The 24,666-nt window shown below is 67.6% G+C and carries 15 protein-coding genes; 5 read left to right on the top strand and 10 right to left on the bottom strand.

Going from position 1 to position 24,666, the window contains the following annotated elements:
• Nucleotides 1-115: 115 nt before the first annotated feature.
• Both AC5P8D_RS03335 and AC5P8D_RS03330 read right to left on the bottom strand, forming a co-directional pair.
• Nucleotides 116-1,072, bottom strand: a complete 957-nt coding sequence (locus AC5P8D_RS03335; protein WP_313508538.1) for a FecR family protein — start codon at nucleotides 1,070-1,072, stop codon at nucleotides 116-118.
• Nucleotides 1,073-1,157: 85 nt separating this feature from the next.
• Nucleotides 1,158-1,658 (bottom strand): RNA polymerase sigma factor, encoded by a 501-nt coding sequence (locus AC5P8D_RS03330; protein ID WP_329758854.1) that lies wholly within the window; start codon nucleotides 1,656-1,658, stop codon nucleotides 1,158-1,160.
• Nucleotides 1,659-1,849: 191 nt separating this feature from the next.
• On the opposite strand from AC5P8D_RS03330, the gene AC5P8D_RS03325 reads away from it, so the two are divergent.
• Complete coding sequence (locus AC5P8D_RS03325) at nucleotides 1,850-2,248, top strand: OsmC family protein (protein ID WP_010485361.1); 399 nt, start codon at nucleotides 1,850-1,852, stop codon at nucleotides 2,246-2,248.
• Between the two features lie 110 nt (nucleotides 2,249-2,358).
• Here the strand turns inward: AC5P8D_RS03325 and AC5P8D_RS03320 are convergent, their stop codons facing one another.
• The 6 genes from AC5P8D_RS03320 to AC5P8D_RS03295 all read right to left on the bottom strand — a co-directional run bounded on the left by AC5P8D_RS03320 (nucleotide 2,359) and on the right by AC5P8D_RS03295 (nucleotide 9,143).
• Nucleotides 2,359-2,688 (bottom strand): hypothetical protein, encoded by a 330-nt coding sequence (locus AC5P8D_RS03320; protein WP_005416760.1) that lies wholly within the window; start codon nucleotides 2,686-2,688, stop codon nucleotides 2,359-2,361.
• 98 nt (nucleotides 2,689-2,786) lie between these two features.
• Complete coding sequence (locus AC5P8D_RS03315) at nucleotides 2,787-4,532, bottom strand: putative porin (RefSeq protein WP_329763414.1); 1,746 nt, start codon at nucleotides 4,530-4,532, stop codon at nucleotides 2,787-2,789.
• A 42-nt stretch (nucleotides 4,533-4,574) separates the two neighbouring features.
• On the bottom strand, nucleotides 4,575-5,240 hold the full coding sequence (tolA, locus tag AC5P8D_RS03310; RefSeq protein WP_010485357.1) for a cell envelope integrity protein TolA: 666 nt from the start codon (nucleotides 5,238-5,240) through the stop codon (nucleotides 4,575-4,577).
• Between the two features lie 39 nt (nucleotides 5,241-5,279).
• Nucleotides 5,280-5,693: an ExbD/TolR family protein gene (locus AC5P8D_RS03305; protein ID WP_005409874.1), complete on the bottom strand. Its 414-nt coding sequence runs from the start codon at nucleotides 5,691-5,693 to the stop codon at nucleotides 5,280-5,282.
• Nucleotides 5,694-5,703: 10 nt separating this feature from the next.
• Entirely contained in the window at nucleotides 5,704-7,488 is a 1,785-nt protein-coding gene (locus tag AC5P8D_RS03300; RefSeq protein WP_495203068.1) for a DUF2341 domain-containing protein, read from the bottom strand.
• A gap of 38 nt (nucleotides 7,489-7,526) precedes the next feature.
• Entirely contained in the window at nucleotides 7,527-9,143 is a 1,617-nt protein-coding gene (locus AC5P8D_RS03295; protein ID WP_331600831.1) for a ShlB/FhaC/HecB family hemolysin secretion/activation protein, read from the bottom strand.
• A gap of 201 nt (nucleotides 9,144-9,344) precedes the next feature.
• Between AC5P8D_RS03295 and AC5P8D_RS03290 the strand changes: the two genes are divergently transcribed.
• Nucleotides 9,345-9,680 (top strand): hypothetical protein, encoded by a 336-nt coding sequence (locus AC5P8D_RS03290; protein WP_099559524.1) that lies wholly within the window; start codon nucleotides 9,345-9,347, stop codon nucleotides 9,678-9,680.
• Between the two features lie 100 nt (nucleotides 9,681-9,780).
• Here AC5P8D_RS03290 and AC5P8D_RS03285 read toward each other — a convergent pair whose 3' ends face one another.
• Nucleotides 9,781-10,230 (bottom strand): general secretion pathway protein, encoded by a 450-nt coding sequence (locus tag AC5P8D_RS03285; protein ID WP_043396221.1) that lies wholly within the window; start codon nucleotides 10,228-10,230, stop codon nucleotides 9,781-9,783.
• A 115-nt stretch (nucleotides 10,231-10,345) separates the two neighbouring features.
• On the opposite strand from AC5P8D_RS03285, the gene gspH reads away from it, so the two are divergent.
• From gspH to AC5P8D_RS03270, 3 genes are read left to right on the top strand one after another with little or no spacing between them, the layout of a single operon-like run.
• Nucleotides 10,346-10,792 (top strand): type II secretion system minor pseudopilin GspH, encoded by a 447-nt coding sequence (gspH, locus tag AC5P8D_RS03280; protein WP_049409494.1) that lies wholly within the window; start codon nucleotides 10,346-10,348, stop codon nucleotides 10,790-10,792.
• Entirely contained in the window at nucleotides 10,789-11,151 is a 363-nt protein-coding gene (gspI, locus tag AC5P8D_RS03275; RefSeq protein ID WP_049480967.1) for a type II secretion system minor pseudopilin GspI, read from the top strand. The genes gspH and gspI overlap by 4 nt, the downstream gene beginning before the upstream one ends.
• Nucleotides 11,148-11,762, top strand: coding sequence for a prepilin-type N-terminal cleavage/methylation domain-containing protein (locus AC5P8D_RS03270; protein ID WP_159360245.1), 615 nt, complete (start codon nucleotides 11,148-11,150; stop codon nucleotides 11,760-11,762). Before gspI ends, AC5P8D_RS03270 begins: the two co-directional genes overlap by 4 nt.
• A gap of 344 nt (nucleotides 11,763-12,106) precedes the next feature.
• Here the strand turns inward: AC5P8D_RS03270 and AC5P8D_RS03265 are convergent, their stop codons facing one another.
• A complete protein-coding gene (locus tag AC5P8D_RS03265) occupies nucleotides 12,107-24,499 on the bottom strand; it encodes a filamentous hemagglutinin family protein (protein ID WP_495203067.1) in 12,393 nt (4,130 codons plus the stop codon).
• Nucleotides 24,500-24,666 lie beyond the last annotated feature (167 nt).

The following is a 24,666-nucleotide window of genomic DNA, read 5'->3' as shown; positions in this document are numbered from 1 at the left end:
GGAGAAACGGTGTTTCGCTCTGGCTATACCTCTATAGACAGCGCGATGTGGCGATTGCCCACGGTTTTTTCATGTTTTTTTTATGCGACCGGTTCATCCGGGCATTGCGCGAGCCTCACCACACCACCAGCGCGCCGCCGGGCAAGCGCTGCACACGCAGCCCTGCCTGCGCGGCCACCGCATCGATGGCGGCCTCCGGTTGCTGCAGATGGAACAGACCACTGACCCGTAAGTCCGCGCCCTGCCCGCCCAGTACCCAGACCGGTGCACGACGGTAGCGCGCGAGATCAGCGATGGCCTGCGCGGCCGGCTGATCGTCGATCACTACCTCGCCACGCCGCCACGGCGCCATCGTCTCGAGATCTTCCAGCTGCACCGGCCGCAGCCAGCGACCGTCACGGAACACCCGTGCCTGCCCGGCATGCAGGCGCTGCACGCTGCCATCGCCTGGGCGAACATCGACCACGCCCTCGCTGACCTGGGTCACGACCGTGGTGTCCCGCATCGACAGGCTGAAGGCGGTGCCGATGTCACGGATCTGGCCACCGCCGGCCTCGACCTGGAACGGTCGCTGTTCATGCACCACCTGGAACCAGGCCTGGCCGCGCAGCAGGCGCAGGTGCCGCCGCTGACCATCGAACTCAACCGCCAATGCGGTGCCCGCATCGAGTGCGGCGGTGCTGCCGTCCTCCAGCTGCACCACGCGCGGTGCATCGCTGCTGCGCAGGTCACTGCGCGCCAGCAGCAACGCCTGCGGTGCGGCCGCGACCACCAGTACCACTGCGGCGGCACTGGCCAACAGCCACGGCAGGCGGCGGCGCGGTGCGATCGGGCGCAACCCTTCGCGATCAGCCGTCAGCACAGGCAGCGCGGCCAGCACCTCCGGCCCGGCGGCATCCAAGCCTTGCCAGAAGGCCTGCTGCTGGCGCCAGGCCAGCGCATGGCAAGGGTCGGCCTGCAGCCAGCGCTGCAGGGTTCGTTGCTGACGTTCCGGCAGCGGGCCTGCACTGCACCGGATCACCCAGCGCAACGCCTGCCTGGCCTGACGCGGCGAGGGTTCGGACGTGTTCATGGTTGTGGCCTGCCGCACCACGAACGGGTGCGCCTTCCTGTTGTGACAACGGCGGGCGCGATCTGCCCACGGCAATCGCAGCTCATCAATGCACTCCCTGCTGATGCTGCTGGATCAACAGCGCCGCGCGCAGCACATTCTTGCCGACCAGGCTCTTGGAAATACCCAGCCTGGCGGCGATCTCGCGCTCGCTCAGGCCCAGGTAGCGGTTGAGCACGAAGCACTCACGCACCTGGGCCGGCAGCGCGAGGATGGTCTGGGTGATCTCGCGCAGCTGCGCCTGGTCCAGCGCCTGCGCCTCGCCATCGCGGCTGGCCTCGGCCATGTCGAGGGCGTACTCGGCCATCGCACGCCGCTCGCGGGCGTCGGCCTGACTGCGGTTGAGCGCGTGGTGATAGGCCATCCGGTACAGATAGCCGCGCGGCTCCAGGATGGGCGGATCGCCGGGTACGCTGCTGGCCTTCAGGTACAGGTTCTGCAGCGTGTCCTCGGTACTGGCCGGGTCGAGGTAGCGCGCGATGAAGCGAGACAGCGCACGGCGCTCGCGGATCAGCAGTTCGACCAGCGCCAGGGCATTGGGAGACATAGGTGCCAAGGCCGGACCGGGGAATGATGGGCGTGATGGCGACGGTCCGGACGTGGATTGTGGGCTGCCGGGCCGCAGGCGGCAAGCCGCCGCCGCCCACATCATCCATGCAGGGCAGATCCGAGCATGGCTCGACGCCACAGTGGGATTGGCCGAACATGACTCGGCCCTACAGACAACAGGAGATCCCGATGGCCTACGCACGCATTGTTTCGACCGCCGACAACTACCTGCACCACATCAGCAATGGCAGCTTCGATGTGGATGCGGACGAGCCCGCCTCGCTGGGCGGCCAGGGCAAGGGTTTCGCACCGTTCGACCTGTACCTGGCCTCGCTGGCGGCATGCACCGCCATCACCCTGCGCATGTACGCGCAGCGCAAGGGCTGGGAACTGGGCGAGTTCCATGCCGAGCTGCGCTCGGAACGTGACGCGGATGGACGCTTCCACGTGCACCGCGTGCTGCATGCCAGTGCCGAGCTGAGCGATGCGCAGTGGCAGCGGTTGCTGGAGGTGGTGGAAAAGACCCCGGTGACCCTGGTGATGCGCGAAGGTGCACGCATCTCCAGTGAGCGTGGGGCTGCAGCGTAACCCCATCCACGCATGGCGTGGATCTACAGACGACGCTCGCCGGGCATGGCCCGGCGCTACCGGAGCGGCGCGGGGCCATCGGGTAGCGCCGGGCCATGCCCGGCGGCCACTCAGCGCCGTGAATGCAGCACGGTGCGCTGGCGCATCGCGTTGAATTCCTGCTCCACCTGCTGGATATCCTCGGCCTGGAACCCGGCCGCGTCCAACAGCTGGTCGGCGGCGGCCGCCGCCAGCGGATCGTCGTCACGCTGGCGCCAGCAGCGCGCCGGCAGGAAGTAACCCACTTCGCTGCGCCCGCGCATGATCACCACCGGCCGGCCTGCATACAGCAGGAACTCCGCCAAGTGCTGGCGTAGCCCCTCCACCGAGACATAGGCCGGGCCGATGCCCAGCGATCGACTGGACGGTTCGGAACTTTCAAACAGCTTGCGACGGCTCATCCACTCCTCCTTATGTGCAACGCGTGGTCTCCTTTCCCTAGACGGGCGCATCGCTGCGCCCCCGCCACGCACGACGTGATCCGCATCACGCCCGCCACTCAGAACCCGGTATTGAACTCCAGCTGGAACACGTCGATCGACAGCGGCGCACCGGACACTTCCTTGGCCGCCATCCACTTGCCGCTGATCCAGCTGCGCGCATCCAGCGCGTAGGCGCCGCCCACGTAGTAGCCACGGGCGTTGGTGCCGCCGAGGTGGAAGTTCGGGTCGTTGTACGCGTCCGGCAGCGCATCGGCCTCGATATGCTTGTAGCCCAGCAGCGCCTGCCACTGGCCCTTCTCCTTCAGGTCAGTGGCGCCGAAGGTGGCCTGCACCATCCAGGCGGTGTCGCCACTGCGGAAGGTATCGATGCTGGCGGCGCCACCGGCACCGTAGTTGTTGACGATGCCGTTGTTGGCGCGGCTGAACATGGCCTGCTTGTCGTAGGCCAGGTTGCGGATGTAGTCGCCATCCAGGCGCAGGCCGATGCCCTGGGCCAGCTGCGTATCCCAGCGCAGGTTGAGCGTGGCCAGGCGGAATGCCGAGGCCAGGCCGACATACTGCGGGGTCGGCGTGTTGGCCGGGTCCAGCGGATTGCGCGCGACGTCGCGGATCAGCATCAGGGTATTGCCCTTCTGCATGAACGCTGGGCGCGACCAGTCTGTGTCACAGCCCACCGCACCCGCGTACAGGGCGCACGGTGAGGACAGGCGGCCGCTGATGTTCTTGAAGTCGTAGTAGCCCAACGCGGCACGCAGCGCATTGTCGTCGTTGAAGCGCCAGTTCACGCCCACCTGTGCACCGGACAGCCACTTGTTCTCGTTCGGGGTCTTGACCCGGCTCTGGCTGGGCGCGCTGTCGGAGGTGTACTCCAGCGGTACCACGGCAAGGTTGGCGAACAGGCCGAGGTCACCACCGTCAAAGTCATGCTGCAGGTTGGCGGCCAGGCCGTCGAAGTTCAGGTCGTTGGAGAACAGCGTGTCGCTGGTCCAGAACGGATTGCCGAAGCGGCCGCCGCGCACCGTCACCCAGTCGGCCGGGCTGTAGGCCAGCCAGGCCTGGTCCAGCCACACGTCCTTCTTGCTCAGGCCACCGCCCAGCTGCTCGGTGGTCGACACCGGGCCATTGCTGCTGCCGCTGGCCAGGCGCACGCCGGCCGTGGTGTGCTGGCCGATGGTGGCCTCGATGCCCAGGCGGGCGCGGATGCGCCACAGGTTGCGGCGGTCCTGGCGGGTGTTCAGCAGCGGCGGCAGCTGCAGGTTGGTGTTGGTGTTGGTGTCGAAGCCGTTGCCGGAATTGATCGACGACCAGTTGCTCACGATGTCGCTGTTGCGCTCGGAATAGAAGCGCGACTCGCTGCGCACGCGCATGTCACCGGTCACCTTGATGCGCTTGGTCCACTCAGCCACTTCGTTCGGTGCCGCCCAGCCCTCGGACCTGGCCTGCGCCATCACGTCCTGGCGTACTTCGTCACGAATGCCGTCGCGCACGCTCTGCGGCACGTAGGGCACGCGCACGTCGCCGGCCTCCAGGGCCACGCCACCGCTGGCGGCCGAAGGTGCGGTGGTCGTAGTGCGCGATGCGGCCGCTGCTTCAGCCTCGGCCTGCACCAGCAGTGCCTGGCCGTCTTCTGGCTTCAGCGCGCCGCTGGCGATCAGGCCCTTGATCAGCTTGACCATGGTGGTTTCTGCGGCCATCGCACCGGCCGGGGTGGCCAGGCTGAGCAGCACGGCGCAGCACAGCAGCGCCCGTCGGGCCGGCCGCGGGCGGCGGGAGTCGGTTCGTGCGCGGACGTGGTCGTTCATCACGGTTCTCATCGAAAGAAGGGAAATCACGGAGGTCGGGAATCAGGCCCCGGGCCGGCGGCCCTGGATCAGCACGCGGGCGGGGAAATCGAGCGACGGCGGCGGTGCCTGGTCGACCTTGCCGATGCGTCGCAGCGCATCGAGCACGGCCGCGTCGGCCTCCTCGTTGCCACTGCCACGCACCAGCTCGACCTTTTCCAGGCGGCCATCGTTGGACAGCCACACATTCACCTGCAGCTGGAACGCCAGGCGCTTGACCTTGTCGTCGCGCGAGATCGCCTGCTGCATCAGGTAGCCGAGATAGCGCCCATAGGTGGCATTGCCGGCGCCGCCACGGCCCACGCCGGATGAACCGCCGCCACTGCCGGACTGGATGCCGAAGTTGTCACCACCGGCCTGCGCATCGGCATTCATCGTCACCGGGTCGGCGTTGTCCGGGGTCGGCGTCGGCTCTTCCGCCGGCGTCGGTTGATCCAGCGGCTCCGGCTCGGGAATGGTCTCTTCCGGCGGCGTCTCCGGCTCCGGTGGCTTTTCCGGCGGCGGTGGCGGCGGCGGAGGGGGGGGCGGCAATGCCAGCATCGGCGGCTGCACCACCGGCCGGCGGGTGCTGGCGGTGTCCTTGAACAGCATCCACCATACGGCGATGCCGAGCACCAGCAAGGCGGCCAGCACCAGCGCGACGGTCACCAGCAACTGACGACCGCGCATGCCGGGCTCCGGCCGAGGGGATTGATGGGCCGTCATGCCTCAGCCCTGCGCCTTGCCGGTGACCAGGCCAACCTGGGCCAGCTCCAGCCGCCGCAGCAGGTCCAGCACCTCGACGACGCGGGCGTACTGCACCTGCGCGTCACCGCGCACGATCACCGGGAAATCCGGCGTGGTCGCGCGCTCGGTGCGCAGGCGGTCTTCCAGCTCGGCCATCGTCACCGGATAGGCATCCAGGAACACCTGACCACTGGGGTCGATGGTGATCGCCTTGGTCTTCGGCTTCTCCAGTGCCACGCTGTTGCTGGCCTTCGGCAGGTTGACCTCGATGCCGGGGATGGAGGCGTTGCTGGTCAGGATGAAGATCACCAGCACCACCAGCAGCACGTCGACGAAGGGCGTTACGTTGATGCCCTTCTCGCGCTTCTTGATGCCGAACTTCGCCTTCTGGCCCATGGCGCGCCCCTCAGCCCTGGACCGCGGCCGGGCCGCGCCCGTCCTGCTCTTCGGCCAGGCGCGCGGCGAACTCGTCGATGAACACCGCCATGTCGGCGCCGATCGCCTCGGCACGTGCACCCAGGTAGTTGTAGCCGAACAGCGCCGGAATCGCGACGCCGAGGCCGGCTGCGGTACACAGCAGCGCCGCGGCCATGCCCGGTGCCACCGAATTGATGTCCACCGCGCCGGCCATCGCCGCCACCACGAACACCAGCATGATGCCGATCACGGTACCGAACAGCCCCACGTACGGCGCGCCTTCGATGGTGGTCGACAGCCAGTTCATGCGCCGTGCCATCGCTTCCTGCTCGCGCACCATCACCGCATCCATCGAGGCGCGGATCGCGGCGATGGTGGCGCCACTGAGGTAACCGCTGTTGCCATCGCGCTGGTGGCGCTGCTGCATTTCATCGATGGCCACCTGGTAGATCCGCCACAGCGAACCGTCGTGCATCGCGGTCGGCGCCTTGCCCTGGCGGTCCATGTCGGACAGGGTGCGCAGCGGCACGCCGGACAACTTGCCGAAGCTCTCGGTGAACACCGCGTTGGCCTTGCTGGTGCGGCCGAAGTGGCGCCCCTTGGCGATCATGATCGCCCACGACAGCAGCATCATCAGGCCGAGGATCGCCACCACCACCCAGGCGTCGAACGGCATTGCCTTGAGGATGAAGGCGAAGTGGCTCTGACCGGCGGACTGCTCGTCGGCACCGTAGCTGATCAGGCGCGAGTCGGCGCCCTGTGCGGTGGCATCGGCCAGCAGCAGTGCCGCCGGTCGTGCCACGCGCGAGATACGCAGCTCATCCAGTGCGCCCTCGAAATTGGCCAGCGGCTGCATCGCGCCAGGAGCATCGGCGCCCACCACCGGGGCGGTGCCCAGCGCCGGCAATTCGCCGCTCAGCTGTGCGACCACGCGGCCATTGAGGTACAGCTGCAGAGCGCCCTTCTCCGCAGTCAGCGCCACATGCGCCCACTGCCCTTCCGGAATCGGCTGTGCCGGCGTGCTGCGATGGCCATTGAGCTGCACGAACGGCACCCGGTTCTCGATGCCCAGCACCAGTTCGGAAGCACCGTCACGACGGGCGTAGATCGCCTGTGCGGCGTTGTTGCTGCCCGGCTTGATCCAGGCCGAGACGGTGAGCGGCGCGCCCGCCTCCTGCGCAAGCGATGCGCTGGTCGGCAGCGGCAGCGGGGCTGCGCCCAACTGAACGCCGCGGCCGATCACCGAGCCTTCCGACGGCGGCGCCACGGCCCCGGCGTTGTTTCCATAGGCGGTGGTGTCGCGTGCCGGCGCATTGGCCTCGGCAAAGTGGTAGACCAGCGTGTAGTCCGGGTCGAACACCTGCTGGCCATTGCCGCTGGCCGGGGCCTTCTCGTTGCCGTAGTACATCCAGATCGTCTGCGGTGCTGCGGCGCTGACCGCCGGTACGTCCACCCAGACCAGGGCCAGGCCCAGCCTGGGATCGAACTGTTCGATCTGGTGGGCCAGCACGGTGCGGCCATCACCCGAGACGAAGCGCAGGTCGTTGCCCGCGTCCTGGGTGCCGTCGAAACCGAAGTTGCCGGTATGCAGGCGCAGCAGCAGCGGCGTGCGACCCGGGTCACCGGCCAGGCCCGCGCCCAGCGGGCCGGCGTCGACGGTGATCGGCTTGCGGTATTTCCATTCGGCCTGCCACCAATTGGCATCGGCCGCAGCGACCGGCAGCGCAACCAGCGCGGCCAGCAGCAACAACACTCGGGAAAGCAAACGGTCCATGCGAAGGGTCTCCGGAGAACGCATGTTCAAGGGAAGGGTCAGTAACTGGTGCTGATGCTGAAATGCAGGCGCGGGTCGTCCTTGCGCGTGACCGGGCCATCGGCATAAGGCCAGGCGTAGTCCAGGCGCAGTTGCAGGTGTTCGCCGAGGCGCATCTGCGCGCCCAGGCCGACCGAGGCCAGGTTGTACTTGTCACGCTGTTCGGGCAGCGGCTGGCGCAGGCGCAGGTAGGCCGCATCTGCAAAGCTGTAGACGCGCAGATCAGTGCCGCTCCACAGCGACCACGCCGGGGTGCGCCATTCCAGGCTGGCCAGGCCGCCGTAGTCGCCGATCGCCTCGGCCGACAGATAGCCGCGCACGGTGTACATGCCACCGGCGGCAAACTGCTCGGCCGACACCAGTGGCGCGTCGGTCACCTGCAGTGAGCCACGTGCGTACCACTGCCAGTCGTTGCCGAAGGTGTGGGTGTTGGCCACGTCGGCCTTGAAGGCCACGAAGCTCGGGTCGGCCCAATAGCGCTTCTGGCCGAAGGCGGTGGCGTCGCTGCCGTAGCCGAACAGGCGGCGGGTGCCGGCCACCAGCTGTGTGTTGATGCTCAGCTGATCCTGCTCGCCCTGGCGCACGCCCACGAAGGCCAGCGTGATAGGCGCGTACTTCAGCGGCGTCTTCAGGCTGTCCTTGCCCATCTGGGTATCTTCCTCGGTGTCCTTGAAATCCACACCAAGGCTGAGCTGGCGCCACCACTGACTGCTGCCGGCCAGTCGATAGTTGAGCTTGAGGCCGATCGAGTGACCGTTGCCGATCACGTTGGTACCGGTGCCGGTACCCACCTGCCCACCCGCGTTCAGCACGCGGCTGTCGGATTTGTAGCCGGACGCTTCCAGGCTCCACGGCGTGCCTTCGAACGGCATCGTGTACGAGGCCGAGAACACCTTGGCCTGTTTGGTGTCTTCCGGTGCCAGATACACGCCGATGTTGGCGCTGTGCCCGCGCTTCCACAGGTTGTCGTAGGCCAGCGATGCACTCAGGCGCAGCTTCTCGGTGTCGGCGCTGTGGTCGTTGTTGAGTGACGCGCTGGCACGCCACGGCGACTTTTCTTCGACCTGCAGGTCCACATCCATCGTGCCCGGCACCTGGCCTTCGCGCACCAGCGGCATCACCTGGCGACGCCCGCCCTCATTCAGCGCGGTCAGTTCCTTCTGGGCCTGGTCGAAGTCCGGCACCTTGCCTTCCGCCAGCGCTGGTACGCGTTCGCGGATGCGCTCGGGCGATTCGTGCTTCGTTCCCACGACCCGCAGCTGGCCGATCGGTGTCTGCTGTACCTTCAGCAGCACTACGCCACCACTGACCTGCTGCTCGGGAAGCTCCACATAGACCGACTGGTAGCCCGCCTGCTGGTACAGCGCATTGACTGCATCGCGTGCCTTCTCGACATCGGCCAGGGTCTTTCCCGGGCCGAGGAAGGGCTCGACCGCGCGCTCGATCTGGCGCGGATCGAGCACGGTATTGCCACGTACGATGTATTCATTGATGTTCACGCTGGGCGCAGGCGCTGCCTCCTGCGCGAACAACGGCAGCGGCATCGCGGCCAGGGCCAGCACCAGGGGATGCAGGCGCAAGGGAAGGCGGACGGCTCGGCACGGAACAGGAGTCATCGAAGGCATCGCGTCGTATCGAAGGTAATGGCCATGGAGCGGCGCGTGGGTCTACCAACAGGACGTGCACGTCGCGTCAAAACCGCCAACAGTTTTATGACAGCACTGTCATCTTTTGACAGCGCCGCAACGCACGCAGGCGGAACCTGCCTTCGCCACACGTCTTCATTGCAGAACGTCGATTGCTGCGGGAGATTCGAGATGCGTGAATCATTGATGGTGGAACTGCGCGCTGCCCTCACCCTTGCGTTGCTGCTGGCGTTGGCCCCGCTTCGCGCCGACGAGGCGAAGAAGCAGGAAGGCGCCGCGCCCTGCATCGAAGTACAGGTCAATGGCGAGCGCATTCCGGCCTGGGACTGCCTGCAGCGCAAACTTGCGCCGGCATCGAAAACGGCGAAATCACCGGCGCTGCCGGAGGCCGAACGCCTGATGCGGCAGCCCGGCAACCAACTGATGCAGTACAACCTGGAAGGCACACGACAGCGCATGGGCGATGCCTTTGGTCGTTCGGTGGTACCGCAGCGCCCGGCGCGCTGAGCCTGCACAGTCGCGGTGCAAAGCCCCAGCCCGGCAGGATTCTGTAGCGTCGAGCCATGCTCGACTGTTCTTCCAGGCGCAGCCGAGCGTAGGCTCGGCTCTACAGTGCGGCCGGCACGATGCCATCGATCGGCACCGGCGGCAGCTCAGGCACCGGCAAGCTGCGCGATTGCCCGGCCTGGTTCAGTTCCACCGCGCTGGCACTGATGCTGGCCAGCACCGTGCAAGGTCCGAGCCGTTGGCCGGGCGCATACGCTTCCGCCGGGCGTCCATCCACCGAGAGCAGGGCCAATGGCGCATGGTCACCGGCCATCACGCCCAGCACCACCACCTCGGTCTGCACTGCACCGGGGGACAGCAGCCGCACCAGCGGCAGGCTAGCCACTGCATCGAACATCGGCCGTACCGGCGCCACGGCCTTCGCCTCGCTGGCCGCGGCCGCTGGCGCCACGGCAGACAGGGTGACACCCCAATAGGCCACCACGGCCAGCAGCAGCGTCGCCGCCAGCAGGGTCAGTATGCGATTGCGATCCCAGCGCCTGCCATCCATGTTCCGCACCACCGCCACGTTCGTGTCCGCCCACGCTAACAGCTGTGGCTGACGCTTTTGTTTCATCATGCCGGCCTACGCTGGCAGGTATCGACCCAGACAGGAGGCAACGTCGATGCAGCGCGTGCCGCGTGGTTTCACCCTGCTGGAACTGATGGTGGTGCTGGTGATCATCGGCATCTGCACGGCCGGAATCGGGCTGGGCCTGGGCAGCCTGCTCGACCCGGGCCGGCAGCTGCGGCAGGAAGCCGAGCGGTTGGCGCAGCGCCTGCAGGTGGCGCGCGATGAGGCGCGCATCGATGGCCGCCCCCTGCGTTGGCAGGCCGACGCCAACGGCTATCGTTTCAGCCGCCGCGAAGGCAGCGGTTGGGTGACCGTTGAACACGATGATCTGCTGCGTCCGCAGAAGTGGCAGGCAACGGGCATTGCGGTGCAGCCCGCCAACCCCATTGAGCTGAGCCCAGAGTGGATCGGTATCGCCTGGGAGCTTGGATTGTCGCTGGATGGTCGCAAACTGCGTCTTCGTGATGATGGCAGCGGACAGTTGCAGGTCGTGCAATGAAGCAGGCGGCGCGCGGATTCACCCTGATCGAAGTGCTGATCGCATTGGCGATCGTATCGATTGCACTGGCGGCGGTGATGCGCTCGGTGGCAGTGGCGACTGACGATCAGTCACGGCTGCGTGACCGTCGCCTGGCACTGATGTGTGCGCAGGATCGCTGGCAGGAACTGCGCCTGAGCGGACAGGCACCGCAGGATGCCCGGCAACGCTGTGTGCAGGGGCGCAGCAGCTTCCTGGTGCTTCAGCATCTGGGCACGGGCAACGATGGCCAGCCGCAGCTGGAACTGAGTGTGGTTGCCGAGGACGCTCCTCGGCAGTCGCTGGCGCGAATGCAGTTGCCATGGACGGCGGCGCAATGAGGCGCGCCGTCCGCGGCTTCACCCTGATCGAGGTGATGATTGCGATCACCATCATGGGCGTACTGGCACTGATCTGCTGGCGGGCGCTCGACAGCGTGGCCAACAGCGACCAGCGCCTGCGCCAGGCTGATGCAGAAACCACGACGGCGCTGCGCATGCTGCAGCAGTTCCAGCGTGATATCGAAATGCGCGCAGACGATGCGTTGATGAACGGTGCCGTGCGCCCGGGCGATCAACCGCAGCGGCTGCTGCCTCCTTCACTGGTGAGCGAGCGGCACCCGGATGGGAGCTTCGCGCTGGAGATCACCCGCAGTGTCGGCAGCGATGGGCTGCACTGGCAGCGGGTACGCTGGTGGCGACAAGGCAATACGCTGTGGCGGGCCAGTGGTACGGCTACGGACCAGTATCCGTTGCCGGCGCCGGAACTGTCGAAGGGTATCGCTGTGGCGCGCGGGGTGCAGCGGTTCGAGGTGCGGGCCTGGCAGCCAGGAACGGGATGGGCCGTGTTGCCGAGCGAAGGCGAGGTAATGCCGGCCACCGGACTTGAACTGCGGTTGGGCCTGCGCGATGGGCGTGGGCCGCTGAGTTACCGGCGGGTGCTGGAGCTTTAGGATTCTTCCCAGGCAAAGCATCCACGCACGGCCTGGATCTACGGTGGGTGCCGACCGTGCCTTGGTGGGTGCCGACCGTTGGTCGGCATTGTTGTTGGCTCCGGAATCCGCGCATTGCATGGATCCCCCCGCCTGCCGCCGGGCACTCTCCTGCACCCGGCGGCGTTGTGTCGGTGGTCCTCACCGCTGATGGCCGCTCCCTGCCCTCCGTGCCGTCCTGGCTGGGGCCGCCACCGCTCCGTGGCGGCTGGCCCGATGCTGTTCGTTCTTCCGGCCCGATCGCATCCACGCAAGGCGTGGATCTACCTTGGTGCCGACCGTTGGTCGGCACGCTTGCAAGAGGCCTACCGGCGCTGCGTGCCCTCGTCGCGACTTGCCTGCGGGAACTGGAAGGCACTGTTGGCGTCATAGCCAGCGTTGGCAGTATTGCCACGCGCCGGCGGGTTGATGCTGCTGGTGCCGCTGCCGAAACCGAGGATCTGCACACTGATCACCGATGGCTGGTTGCGCCGCGCATCATCCTGGCTCTTGCGCATCACATCCTGTGCCGCTTGGCTGGCGCTGTTGGCTGCTGCACTGGCCGAGGCCAGCGCGTTGACGTTGACCGTGGCCAGCACCGGCAGGCCCTTGCTTTCACCCTGTACCTGGATGTTGGCGGCGTTGAGCACCTGCAGCGCGGCGAGGTTGATGTTGCCCGAGACGCGGATGCCAGCCTCGCCCGCATCGATGGTGCCCAGCGGCGCGATCAGGTCGACGTCGCCCGGCAGCACTTCGGCAATGGGGTTCAACGTTGCGATGCCTGCACCACTGGCCGGGGCCTGCGGCGACAGGAGCACATTGCCCCAGCCGTCATAGACGCGGCGCGGTGGCGTGTACAACAACGTGGTCTGCGAACCACGACCGGCGTTGATGTCACCCTGCTCCGACCAGGCCAGGATGTCTCCGCCGAACGTTGTCATCACCCGCGACAGGCCCAGCAGCACGCTGTCCTGGCTGAACAGCCGGATGTCACCCCGTCCCTGGGTCACCAGCCCGGCACTGGCCGGCGGCACCACGCCCTGCACACCCACCACGATCTGTCCGCCCGGCGCCATCAGCTCGATGTTGCCGCCGGCTTCGGTACGCACGCCGGAGCCTCCGTACATCAGGATGTCGCCGGTGCGCTGGATCGTCGCCCCCGTCGCATCCTTGTCCGGCATCAGCGTGGCGATGGCCTCGCGGCCGCGCAGGTAAGAACCGAAACGCGGACCTTCGGCATCGGTGTACTCGCGGCCACCTTCACGCAGTTCGGCGTAGTAGACCTGGCGCAGGAAGATGCGCTGCTGTTCCTTCGGCAGCCGGTCGAATGCTGCCAGGGCCTCGGCGCCATCAACCGCCAGACCGAAGCGCTGCTGCAGCCACTCCCTCAACTCCTTGTCGTAGATCTTCACCGCCTTGCCCGGCTGCGCAGCCAACGACTGCGAGGAATCGGCGAGGTTGGCCGGATCCAGGTAGTGCGTGCGCAGTGCATCGAAATCAATGCCCTGGTTGCCGGCAGTCACTGCGATGCTGGCGCCGGGACGGGCATCGCCTTGCACGACGCCGCCCAGGCTCACGATGCTTCCGGCCTCTTCCTGGCGCAGCTGCCGGCCCGCACTCACTTCGACGTTGCCGGGGCCGGCAACCGTCAGGTTGCTGCGGATGATGTCCCGGCCCGCTTCGATCCCGCTGATATCGGTACCGCTGGTGTTGAGCGCGGTGACATCCGCGCCGATCACATCGCGACCGGCGCGCAGCTGTACCGCCGAGCCCGCTTCGTACCAGTCGAATACGGTACGCGCGCCGTTCTCGGCATTGCGCGACAGTTGCCGCCTGTCGCCGCTTCCCAGCCCGATGATATCGCCGGCCACTGCATAGAACCGGCTGGCCACGGTCGGTGTGGTTGGCAACAGCACGCCGAGCGCGGTATTGGGACCGAAGGCAAAGTACGGCAGCGTAGTGCCAGGACTGGCGCCGTTCCCGTCCGCGGGTACATTGCTGCGCACGGTTCCCGCGTTTCCGGGGCCTTGCGCGATGAAGCCGGGATTGAATGGGCCGGGGACACGGGCATCACTGCTTGAGCGCACAATCTGAGTGGCCCGGTCGGTAGCCAGGATCGATCCTCCCGCCAATACCTCCAGCCGACCCGACGCCGAGGGCGCCAGCACGATGACGTCCTGGGCATCGGGCACGCTGCCACTGCGCAGACTGGCGAGATTGATGTTCCCGGAGGCCGCGATGGCCGTGAACCGGGAGGGATACAACCAGTAGTTGAGATAGGCATCGCCATTGCTGGGGTTGATCCTGATCACCTCCCTACCCTGGTTGCTGCCGGTCGTGTGCTGCGTGCCAACCAGGCCCGGCGAGAGATTTCCGCCTGCGGAGAACAGGTCGAGCGCGGTGCGCGGCGTCCACAGCGAGAACCAGCTTGTGCCCGACGCGTGACCGCCCCCTTCCAGCAGGATATCGTTGAAGTTGGCCACGGGAACCCGGCCGGGATCGGCGGCACTACCCAGTACCACATCGCCGCGCGCCTGCACCTGGGCGGTGGAATCGCCCAGCGCCAGCACCGGCCCGGCCATCGCAACGGGTGCGTCGGCCACGAACGGATTGTGCAGGCCCAACGTGCCGTAGCTGCTTTGTATCGCGCTGAGACCGCCGATGCGCGCCGCCTGCAGCAGCGTGCTGCCGCGTAGATTGGTCACGGTGCCGTTGAGATCCAGATCCTGCTGGAAACCTTCGGGCTGCTGCGCGCTTGCGCGCAGGCCGGGGTTGACCGCTCCGCCGCTTCGCAGCGTCAGGTCTCCGCCCCCCGTCAGATGCAATTCACCGTTGCTGACCCGTCCGGTCGACCCGACCGCCGCGACGATCGCGCTGGAATGGGGCGCCGTCAACAATCCCAGAGCATTGCCCATCGGCGCGATCACGCCCGAGTGGCGGCCTGCTTCCAGGGACAGATTACCGCCGCCCAGCGTGCCGAAACCGGTAAAGCCGACCAGGCGAGGCGTCGCATCCAGCTCAGGGCCCACCGTGCTGTAGGTACCGAAATTGATCCACCAGCTGGTTGCGCTCTGCACTACACCAGCAGTCGTGCCCGATCCCTGGCGCCACAACCAGTTGCCCACCGCGGCGCTGGAATGCCCGGCCTGGTCGCGCTGCGGCGTGCCCGCCTCTGCGCGCGCGCTCCAGGTATCACCGGTGATATCGCGGCCCGCTTGCACGTGCAGATTGCCACCCTGGTCGGGATACCACGCCTGGTAAGTGGCGATGGCGGCATCGTAGCGGCCGGACGCCTGGACCGGGCCCAGCAGCGCGGTGTTCCTGGGCACTGGGGCCCGCCCCGGGGTGAACTGCGTGTCACGGCCATCACCCAGCGCCGTCGGCGCACCTGCGGTGTACACACCGAAACCGGACTTCATGCGCACATCCTGCGCGGCCAGCAGCGCCAGGTCACCCTTGCCGGTGCGCAGGACGCTCCAGGCCGGTGCACCCAGGCGCTTGCCATAGCTCGTGACTTCAGTCAACGTGCCGCCGCCATAGCAGTAGCCCATCGCCGCGCAGATTTCTTCCTCCGACATGCCCATCTCGGCCCCGAGTTCCGTAGCCGGGCGGCCGACCCACGATTCATCGCCCCACCATGCCAACGAGCCTTCCTTGTCGACCAGGCGCGGGGCCGGACCGCAGTAGGGTCCGGAATCACAGACATCGCTCTCGGTCATGCCAAGCTCCCGAGCGAGATCCGCTACGGGTTTTCCGACCCACGACTCATCGCCCCATAGATCCAGCGAGCCATCCACGGTGATCACGCGGTCGCCCTTCCATTCCGTCGTCGTGGTCACCGTACCGATGGTGCTGTAGTGGCTGTCGGCCAGCACGATGCTGCCGTCACTCCCCCAGCGCCGGGTACGCGGATCGGCGGCGGTCGTATCAGCACCGGCCACCGCGGTCAGGTCCCACGAGGTGGTGCCTTCGGGCAGCATCGCCGCCAGCGCCCAGTTTCGCCCCTGGCGCCCGCTGGCATCGGCCGCCCGCAGCTTCACCGGTGCATCGCCTGGCAGCTCCACCTTGGTCATCGACGGGATGATCGCACCGGCATGCAGGTTCAGCGCGCCTGAAAGCTTCATCGCCACGGGCAGGGCGACGCCGGCCGGCCACACCTGTGCGGCCAACGGCGCCGGCGTGCGCAGGCGGAAACCGGCACCCAGTCGGGCACCGGACTGCAACGCCAGCGCCTGTGCCAGCACGGTGCCGGCCACCATCACCTGTCCGCTGTCTGTGGTCACTACCGCGCCCAGCACGGTACCGGCCGGCAGCAGCAGCGGCCCGGACAACACCATCTCCGCCGGCAGCACGGTTCCGGCCGGCAGGGTTACCGCCTCGAAGGGCAGCGCATAATTCAGCGTGGCACCGGCGCGGAACTCGGTGCCACCCTGGAGCTGGACACCCTCGCCCGGCACGATCAGGTCACCGCCAAACGCGGTGTTCGGTGAACCCGCACTGCGTCCTTCCAGCAACACCCAGCCGTCTTCATCGGGATTGGCAGGCGGTGGCGCGAACCCATCGTTGATGCTGCCGTAGACATTGACGTCGCCCTCGGCACGCAGTACCAGCGCGGCCGACTCACCGAAGCCACGGCGCGCAGGATCGGCCCGGTTCGACTGCGGTCCGTAGCGGTAGCCGGACAGATCGATATCGCCGGCCACGACCAGATCACCGCGCGGGTTGTCACTGCTGGTTCGCGCCATGATCTGCACACCGGGGCGCAGGCGATAGCTGCCCAGTGCGGAGATGCGCTGCTGCAATCCGGTATTGGCCAGCGCGGCGTTCATCCATTGGCTGTTGTCCGGATCCACCACCGTATCCAACCATTGCTGGTTGATCACCTGCGGACGATGGCCATGCACGTCCGGAGCGCTGGCCAAAGGCGCCGAATCATAGCTGCGGAAGGCGTTGACCTGCACGTCGCCGGCACCGGCGATGCGGATGCCGCTGGCCACCTCGATCGCTGCATCGTTGCTGCCCACGCGGGGCACGTTGAGCTTGACGCTGCCGCGTGCGCGGCCGTCGTTCTGGCCCGGCCCGCTACCGGTGGCCACCGACGTGCCGGCGCGCAGGTCCATCGAGGCAGCCGCACCCAGCTGCAGGCTGCCGTTGGCCGAGGTCAGTTCGATCATGGCCCGGTTCGGGCTGTCGATGATCTTGCCGTAGCTGTCCACGCGCAAGGCGCTGCCATGCGCGTCCAATGTGCCATCGATACGCAGCACGTCGCGGGCGGACAGGCGGATGCTGCCGACCTGTTCGCCACTGGCATCAACGCGGCCATTGACCTGCAGGCTGCCGCCATCGACGCTGATATCAACGTTGCGGGCCTTCACCTCATCGCCGATCACCAGGTCGCCTTCGCTCAACTGGAAGGTCCGGCCACCGGTAATACCACCGGCGGTAAGCCGTGTATTGAGCCCGGAGAAGTCCTGCAACTGGCGTGCGCGCACCACCACTTCGCCACCGTCATAGGGCACTTCGGTGCCACCGGCGTCGTAGCGGCCGCTGGCACCGCCAAGCAACGAACCTGCCAGATCGACACGGCCGCCCTGCGGGCCCAGCGCAGCAACGGTCAAGCGGCCGCCGCGGTTGTTGCGGGCGGAAAGATCGATCCGCGACGCCGCGTCGGCAACGATGTCACCTTCGCGGCTCGACAGCGCCACGTCACCGCCCCAGCTGTACTTGTCCACGTCGAACAGGCTGACCTTGCGCCCTGCCATGTCCAGCACTGCATTGCTGCCAAGCACCACGCCCTGGCGTGCGTTGGCCTCGAACCTGCCGGACGCCAACGCCACCCTGCTGTCGATCACAACGCGTTCGGCCGTGATGGACAACTCGGCACCCAACGCATCGCTGCCCGCGGTCGCCGCGGCGCCGCGCAGCTGCACCGTACCGCCATTGCGGATTGCCAGCTGCGCACCGGCATCACCGGTCAGCAGCGGAGTGACGATGTCCAGCGCGCCGCCACTGAACTGCCAGCCGCTGCCTGGCAGATAGTCGCCCTGCTGCTGGAACACATCGAGGCTGCCCTTGCCCGAGAACAGCATGCGGTCCGACGCTGCCAGGGTAACGCCGGCAAAGCCGAGCACCTGGCGACCGGCCGCCACAGACGAGTTGGGGCGGGTGAACGGCGCACGCCCCAGTTCCAGCACCCGTGTATTGATCTCCAGCTGCCCTTGGCCGAGCCGGCCCACCATCGCCTCGCCGGGCGGTTGTGCCAGCTCGCCGCCGGGCAGGTCGGTGCCGGTCAGTGTCCCATCCCAGACCAGCGTGTCGGCGAAGATGCGCGCGCGGTCGGTGGCGGCAGCATAGCCGTGGATGGCCGGCGCACCCAGCACCAGATTGCGCAGGCTGCTGCGACCGGTCGCGCCATCGCGCGTATCCAGGTCGACACTGCCGAACACGTTGATGGCATCACGCGCGGTCAGGCTGAGCGCCTCCAGTGCGGGAGCGCCGATGGCGGTGTTTCCGCGCAGCAACCGCTGCAGCACCTCCTGGTTCATGGTCATGCCCGTGGGCAGGCCGCCGGCCGCCGACGCCATCGCAATGGCCTCGGTGCTGCCCAGGTTGAGTGCGGACATGCCCAGGCCGAGCTGGCGCGTGCCATAGCTCAGCGAGTCACCCATGTTCAAGGCGCCGTCGGTGACCACGTTGATGCTGCCCGCCGACAGCAAGCGGGTCTGCCCACTGCAGTCCGCCTCGCAACCGCCGATGTCGATCGCTACCGGCCCGCCGGCACTTCCGCCCTGTGCACTGAGCGCCGTCAGGCGCTGGTTGGACACGGCAAGCAGGCCGCCCGCGACCAGGTAGGGCGCCGTGGGCTGCGCCACGCTCGACGGGCCCGACTGGGACAGGGTGTCGATCGAAACGCCCTGCTCGACCAGGATACCCCTGCCTCCGAACGCGGCCGACAGCAGCACTTCCTGCGCCGTCAGGTTGACGCCGTTGCGCACCACGATGTGCTGTGCGCCGCCCTCCAGCGCATAGGTGGTTGCATCGCGCCGCAGCGTGCCGCCGATCAGCATCGTTACCGGACGGAATGCATTGAGCGTGGTATCGGAGACGGTAGCGCCGCGCCCGCTGGCGGCATCGGCGCCCTCGCTGGCGATCTCCAGCGCTGCACCATTGGAGACACGCAGATTGACCGAGAGCGTGCCGCCGAGCCCGTCACTGCTGCCGGCGCCAAAGCGGGACAGGCCGAGGAAGGTTGCCGCCGGGGTACCCGACCGTCCTGCGCCTTCACCGAACACCAGGTTGAGGCTCCCGGCATCCACCGTCCGCCAGCGCAGCGCTTCGCCACGCCGCTCGGCCACGCCGTGCACGAACGCGTTGTAGGAGGTTTCGTTGTAGCCGGCGTGGCGGCGAACCGCCTCCGCTGGTGTCAGCACCAGGTCGGTGAGCAACTGCGACACCGCCCCGCCCAGGCCCTGCGCGCGGTGCCCGCTGATGCGCCAGGAGCCGGTGCCGGTCGCCACCGGCGAGACGTTGCCCAGCGCGCTCTCGGCGCCGATCTCGACGCGGAATGCGCCCTTCTGCAATGCGTAGTTCGCCGGCAGCAACGTGTAGGTTCCCGCCGGGAGTCCAGGCACGCCGTCCGGAATGACGATCTCCTGGCCGACACGGGGATCGACGCTGCCGTCACCGGTCGCCAGCGGTGCCTGCACGTCCGCTCGGCCCGGCACGATTGCGTAGACCGCATTGCCCGCGCGACTGAAGCCATAGCGTGGATTGGCATCCGCCAACGAATGCCGCAGGACATCGACCGAGCCACCGCGCCCGGCGACGAACGCAGCGCCGGTCAACTCACCTCCGCCGGAGACATCCACGATGCTGCCTGCGGCACCGTTGAAGGCGTTGGCGACGATGTCCACACCGATCGGGGCATCGATCGATCCAGGAACCAGCACATCGAACTCGGCGCCGTTCCGGCGCCATGTCACACCGTCCACGGTACCGCCAAACGGAAGCGCCAGGCCGGCGCCACTGATCGAGGTCACGCTGCCACCCAGCAGGTCGACGCGGCTGGCGCGATTGGTGCTTCTTTCACCGCCACCCAGTTGGACGCGGCCCCACGGCGCCTGCACGTTGCCGCCCTGCACCACCGTCGCCGCGACCAGTTCCAGGCGGCCGAATGCCGAATCCGGTGCCGGTTGCGTGGCACTGCCAACGCCGTGGATGCGCAATACAGCCTCCGGGTTCTGCCAGGCAGGCTGTCCCGACGGACCGATGTCCGCAACGCCAGCGACGATGCGCCCGCGCGCCCGGGCCGCCGGGTACAGACGGGCTGCACTGATATCGATCGAACCCGGGGACGATAACGAAGTTTCCTGGGCGCTGCTGGCTCCCGGTGCCAGCAGGCGGATGTCGCCACGGCTGTCCAGGTTGACATGGTCGAAGCCCGCCAGCCAGCTAACGTCGCGCAGGTCGATCAGGTTCGCCTTCACATCGAAACGATGTTGCTTCCCTTCGTCGAACCGCGCCTCGACCGGCCGCAGCGTGCCCTCCCCCGCCGGCTGCCACCAGCGTCCCTGCGCAAGGCGCACGTAGGGCGCGCTCAGCAACAGGCGGCTGCCCTCGCTGTTGCCTTCCGCAAACCCCAGGGCGCGCTCATTCATGCCATGGATGCGCAGGCTCTGGTCCATGCGCAGATTGACATCTCCCTGGGCGCGGAAGTCGCCGAACAGGGCCAGATGATCGAAACCACCGGCCTCGATCTGCTCCACCGACAGTGCCGCATGGCCGTACTCAAGGCGTGCAGGCAGGTCCGCCGTCTGCGCGGCGTGCTGGGTCAGCGAGATCACCCGCGGCGCCAGCACGTCCTTGCCCACTGCCGTTCTGCCGTAGGTGCCGCCCCCAAAGGCAACACCGAGGGTGCCGCCGCGCGCGCCGTCGCCGCCCGCTGCTGCGTCCAGTTCGCCCTGCAGGTACAGCGCATTGCCCGCGCGCAGCACGATGCTGCCGCCATCGCTGTCCACCCGGGTGCGCCCGCTGCCATCAATGTCCAGCAGCGCCGAAGCACCGGACGCGTCCAGCCGCGCACCGCGCTCCACCACCACGAAGGTATCGGGCGGCAGGTGGCGTACGTTGTCCTGGTCTTCCCAGTCCAGCGCCCCCCCGATCTCGATCGTTCCACCCTTGCGCACCTGTCCGCGCAATGTCCGGCGCGCGTCGGGCAGGGAAACGCTATCGCCGCTCACGTCAAGCAGTGCGCCTTCGGCGATTGTCCACTGGCGCTCGCGGCGTGCATCGCCGCGTACGCCCGACGGATCGAATGCCTCATCCAGGCGGATGCGGCCGCCGGCCGCCTTCAGGTTGCCGGCCACCTTCACGTTGCCGGCGCTGAACAGTTCGATCGACTGGCCCGGGTCGACCTCGATCCTGGCGCCCTTGCCAACGCGCAGATCGGCCGTGGACAGCAGATGCCCGGCGCGCAGTGTCAGGCGCGCACCGCCGCGCTGCGACACACGCCCGCTGCTCGGATCGGCCTCATACAGCGACGGCGTCCAGGCCTGCACGCCCAGCTCGCGGGTCAGTGCCTGCTGTGCGCCTTCGGCCAGCCGCAGCGCCGGTCGTTCCACCTGCAGCTGGGTACCTTCTTCAACCGTCAATCCGTTGTGACCGGCGATGTCATAGCCGGCAAACCCACTCCTGAACAGTGCTGGCTGCAGTCGCAGCGACGCCGCCGATGCATCCGTGCCAGGCGCGCCGATGGACACCACACCGCCGGTTGCCAACGTGAAGTTGCCGCTGCCATTGCCGAGCGCGCTGAAGCGTGCGTCCTCGCCGATACGGATCCGTCCGCTGCCGTCAGTGCCAACCTCGGTGCTGGCCGCGAGCAGGCTGACACTGCCACCCTTGCCTACGCGCCCCTTGCCACTGGCATCGATCGCGCCGCCGCCATCGACCAGAATCGCGGCCCGCTCGCCCACATGGATATCGTGGCTGCTGTTGAAGCGCACCTGTCCGCCGTCGATCCACGCCTGTGCGGGACCGCCATCCGGCGCAGCAAGCGCGTTGCCCCAACCGCCGCCAAGATCGATCCGTGCGCCAGCCGCAACATCCACCGCACCACGTCCGGACGTCAGCAATGCCGTGGGCCCGCCAAGCGCCGCAAGCAGATTTCCGGCTTCCACCTGCCCGCCGGCAATCTGCACCGTTCCACCAAAGTTGACGCGGCTTGCGGTGAGTCCAAGCCGGCCGCCCTCCTGCAACCTGAGCGTGCCATCGAGGTCGATACGACCGGCCGATGCGAGGTCCACCTGCCCCCATCGCTGGGCGCTCAGCACCTCACTGTCCAACCACACGGTATTGCGCTGTGCTTCCCCGACTGGCGCCTGCAGCGTCCACGGCCGGGTGTCGGCCTGGAGCGCTCCAATGCGGACATTCGAGTCGAACACCGCGCTGCGCCCGCTGTTGTCGAAACGCCCGAGCCAGAGCTGGGCGTTGCGGGCCACCGCCGTCTGTGCCTGCGCGTAGCCCTCCTGCTCCTGATCGGGCCGGCGCGTCTGCTGTGCGCCCTGGAAGGCCACCGTATCCACCTGGCCCTGCAGAACGGCCGTGGGCGCCGAGATCAACAGGCGGCCAGCATCGCGTCCCACGGTATAGCCATTGTCGAAACGCTGGGTGGGTGCCACCAGCGGATTGCGGAACGATTCGGTCACCCCCCACCGCTCCTGCTTCACTTCATAGCCCTGGTACAGACCGTCGTACAGCATCTCGGCCGGTGCATCATCAAGCCGGTACAACTGCCCGTCGCGGCCACGCAGCCAGCTCTGCTGCACCACGCCGGACTGCACATCCAGGCTGCCACCGGCCAGATTGATGCGCGAACCGGCGTGGCTGACCACTTCCTTGCCTGCCAGCTGGACGGTGCCGCCCTGCGCCGCCCATTCGCTGATCGAATGCCCCTGATTGTCCAGGTAGCCACCCACTTCCAGCAGGCCGCCGCCGGCATACCAGCGCGTGCCTTCATAACCGCCGGTACCGGCGGCAACTTCGGTCAACTGGCGGCGGTCGATCCACACCTCGCTGCTGATCAGCTTGCCGCTGTCCCGGTTGTCCGGCGAATCGCGCAACTCATTGCCCTGCACCTTCACCTTGACGTTGTTGCTTTCCATCGCCACCTGCACACCCACCGCACCGGAGACGTCCACGCGCGCGCCATCATCCAGATAGCTGCGCCGGCTGGCGTCGGCGATCACCTGGCCGCCGGTGGCCACCGCCAGCGAACCGGCCTGGAAGTTCACATCGCCGCCGGAGACGACTTCGATGCGGGATTGCTCACGGCGGTCCTGCAGGCGCGAGAGATTGTCGAAGGTGCCACTGTTGCTGGAACCGCGCAGCTTGTCCTGCTCGGCCGATTCCTTGATGAGCGCGTTGCGCTGGCTGTCCAGCGCCGTGCTCTTGCCGTCGTCTTCCAGCAGTACTGCCGTGGTCGAGCCGGCGGCCAGGGTCACGCTGCCGGCCGCATCGGACGCCGAGTTCAACAGGTGCACCGTACCGCGCTGGTTCAACGTGGTGGTCGCAACCGCAACGCCGGCCTGCTCGACGGTGCGGCCGGCCAGCGTGACATCGCCTTCGCGCGCCTGGATCAGACCACTGTTGCGAACACTGCCCGCCGTGCTGTCAGCGACGAAGCGCGGGGCAATCTCATTGCCGCGGGTGGTGGACGCGGTGTTCTGGGCGGTTCCCACGCCGCGACGGATCACGAAACTGTCACCGGCGGCCAGCTGGGTCTGTCCCTTGCGGGTTTCAATCTGGCCCGCGTTTTCCACGCTGTGGCCAGCCAGCAGCACATAACCGCCGCCCCGTGTAGCCGTGGTCGGTTCGTGCGTGGTGATGCGCGCACCGCGTTCGACCATGACCTTGCCCACGGCGTCGGTCAGCGCCGAGGTGTTCGCGTCGGCACTGTACAGGCCCTGCTCGCGGAACTGCGCATCGCTGATGCGTGCGGCCGCTGCCACCAGATTGCGGACATTGACCTGGCTGTTGTTGCCGAACACCACACCGTTGCGGTTGGCCACGAACACCGTGCCATTGGCCTTCAGCTGGCCAAGGATCTGGCTGGGCCTTGCGGCGGGATCATTGACCCGGTTCAACACGGCCCAGTCGGGGTTCTGCAGGAAATTCAGTGTGGTGTTGCCACCAATGTTGAAGGTTTCCCAGTTCAGGATCGCCTGGTCGGCGGTCTGCTCGATGTTGACCAGCACCCGCCCGTCGGCCGCCTGCGACTGGATCGCGTCGCGCGCATTGATCCAGCCACGCGTCAACGGATTCTCGTCAACCTTCAGGCCATCCTTGCCCAGGCCATCGGCCACTACGAATCCCGCCTCGCGGCGCGCCTGCCGTGCCTGTTCCTGCAGGCGCTGCTGCAGGGCGATGGCCTGCGCGGCCGTACCAAGGTTGTCGATCGACTGCTGCAGCTTCTGCCGTGCCGCATCCTGCTGCTGCGCGGGTAGCTGGAACTGGATCGGCACACCATTGGGCATGCGCCCGCTCTGTGCGGCCGCGCCCTGCGCCGCACCGCGCTCGGCGAACCAGCCGGGGCTGAACGCCTGTTGGGCCTGAGTGGCCGGAGCCACCACGCTGCCCAGGGCCACTGCGACGGCCCAGGCCATCGGGTGGCTTCGCCACAGGGCAGCAGGGAAATGGGCGGTGGGCGAATGCGGGTGCGACATCGGGGACCTCGTCAACCTGATGGGCCGCGCTGGCGGCGGCGTGTACGGATGGGCCTGCGCCAGGCACGCCCTGCACCTCATAGACGGTGGCGGCGGCGTGAAGGCGACAGGCGCATCACTGTCATGCAGCGGACATACGCAGAAGGCGCCGGCATTGCTGCCGGCGC

It is taken from the genome of Stenotrophomonas sp. YJH_SMC_101-4, assembly GCF_059370395.1.
Note: the sequence above shows the minus strand (reverse complement) of the source record. Positions and strands in the feature narration are given on the sequence as shown.

Bases quoted from the DNA above. Each gene is read 5' to 3' on its own strand.
- AC5P8D_RS03335 (WP_313508538.1), bottom strand. From the start codon at position 1,072: ATGAACACGTCCGAACCCTCGCCGCGTCAGGCCAGGCAGGCGTTGCGC.
- AC5P8D_RS03330 (WP_329758854.1), bottom strand. From the start codon at position 1,658: ATGTCTCCCAATGCCCTGGCGCTGGTCGAACTGCTGATCCGCGAGCGC.
- AC5P8D_RS03325 (WP_010485361.1), top strand. From the start codon at position 1,850: ATGGCCTACGCACGCATTGTTTCGACCGCCGACAACTACCTGCACCAC.
- AC5P8D_RS03320 (WP_005416760.1), bottom strand. From the start codon at position 2,688: ATGAGCCGTCGCAAGCTGTTTGAAAGTTCCGAACCGTCCAGTCGATCG.
- AC5P8D_RS03315 (WP_329763414.1), bottom strand. From the start codon at position 4,532: ATGAACGACCACGTCCGCGCACGAACCGACTCCCGCCGCCCGCGGCCG.
- tolA (WP_010485357.1), bottom strand. From the start codon at position 5,240: ATGCGCGGTCGTCAGTTGCTGGTGACCGTCGCGCTGGTGCTGGCCGCC.
- AC5P8D_RS03305 (WP_005409874.1), bottom strand. From the start codon at position 5,693: ATGGGCCAGAAGGCGAAGTTCGGCATCAAGAAGCGCGAGAAGGGCATC.
- AC5P8D_RS03300 (WP_495203068.1), bottom strand. From the start codon at position 7,488: ATGGACCGTTTGCTTTCCCGAGTGTTGTTGCTGCTGGCCGCGCTGGTT.
- AC5P8D_RS03295 (WP_331600831.1), bottom strand. From the start codon at position 9,143: ATGACTCCTGTTCCGTGCCGAGCCGTCCGCCTTCCCTTGCGCCTGCAT.
- AC5P8D_RS03290 (WP_099559524.1), top strand. From the start codon at position 9,345: ATGCGTGAATCATTGATGGTGGAACTGCGCGCTGCCCTCACCCTTGCG.
- AC5P8D_RS03285 (WP_043396221.1), bottom strand. From the start codon at position 10,230: ATGGATGGCAGGCGCTGGGATCGCAATCGCATACTGACCCTGCTGGCG.
- gspH (WP_049409494.1), top strand. From the start codon at position 10,346: ATGCAGCGCGTGCCGCGTGGTTTCACCCTGCTGGAACTGATGGTGGTG.
- gspI (WP_049480967.1), top strand. From the start codon at position 10,789: ATGAAGCAGGCGGCGCGCGGATTCACCCTGATCGAAGTGCTGATCGCA.
- AC5P8D_RS03270 (WP_159360245.1), top strand. From the start codon at position 11,148: ATGAGGCGCGCCGTCCGCGGCTTCACCCTGATCGAGGTGATGATTGCG.
- AC5P8D_RS03265 (WP_495203067.1), bottom strand. From the start codon at position 24,499: ATGTCGCACCCGCATTCGCCCACCGCCCATTTCCCTGCTGCCCTGTGG.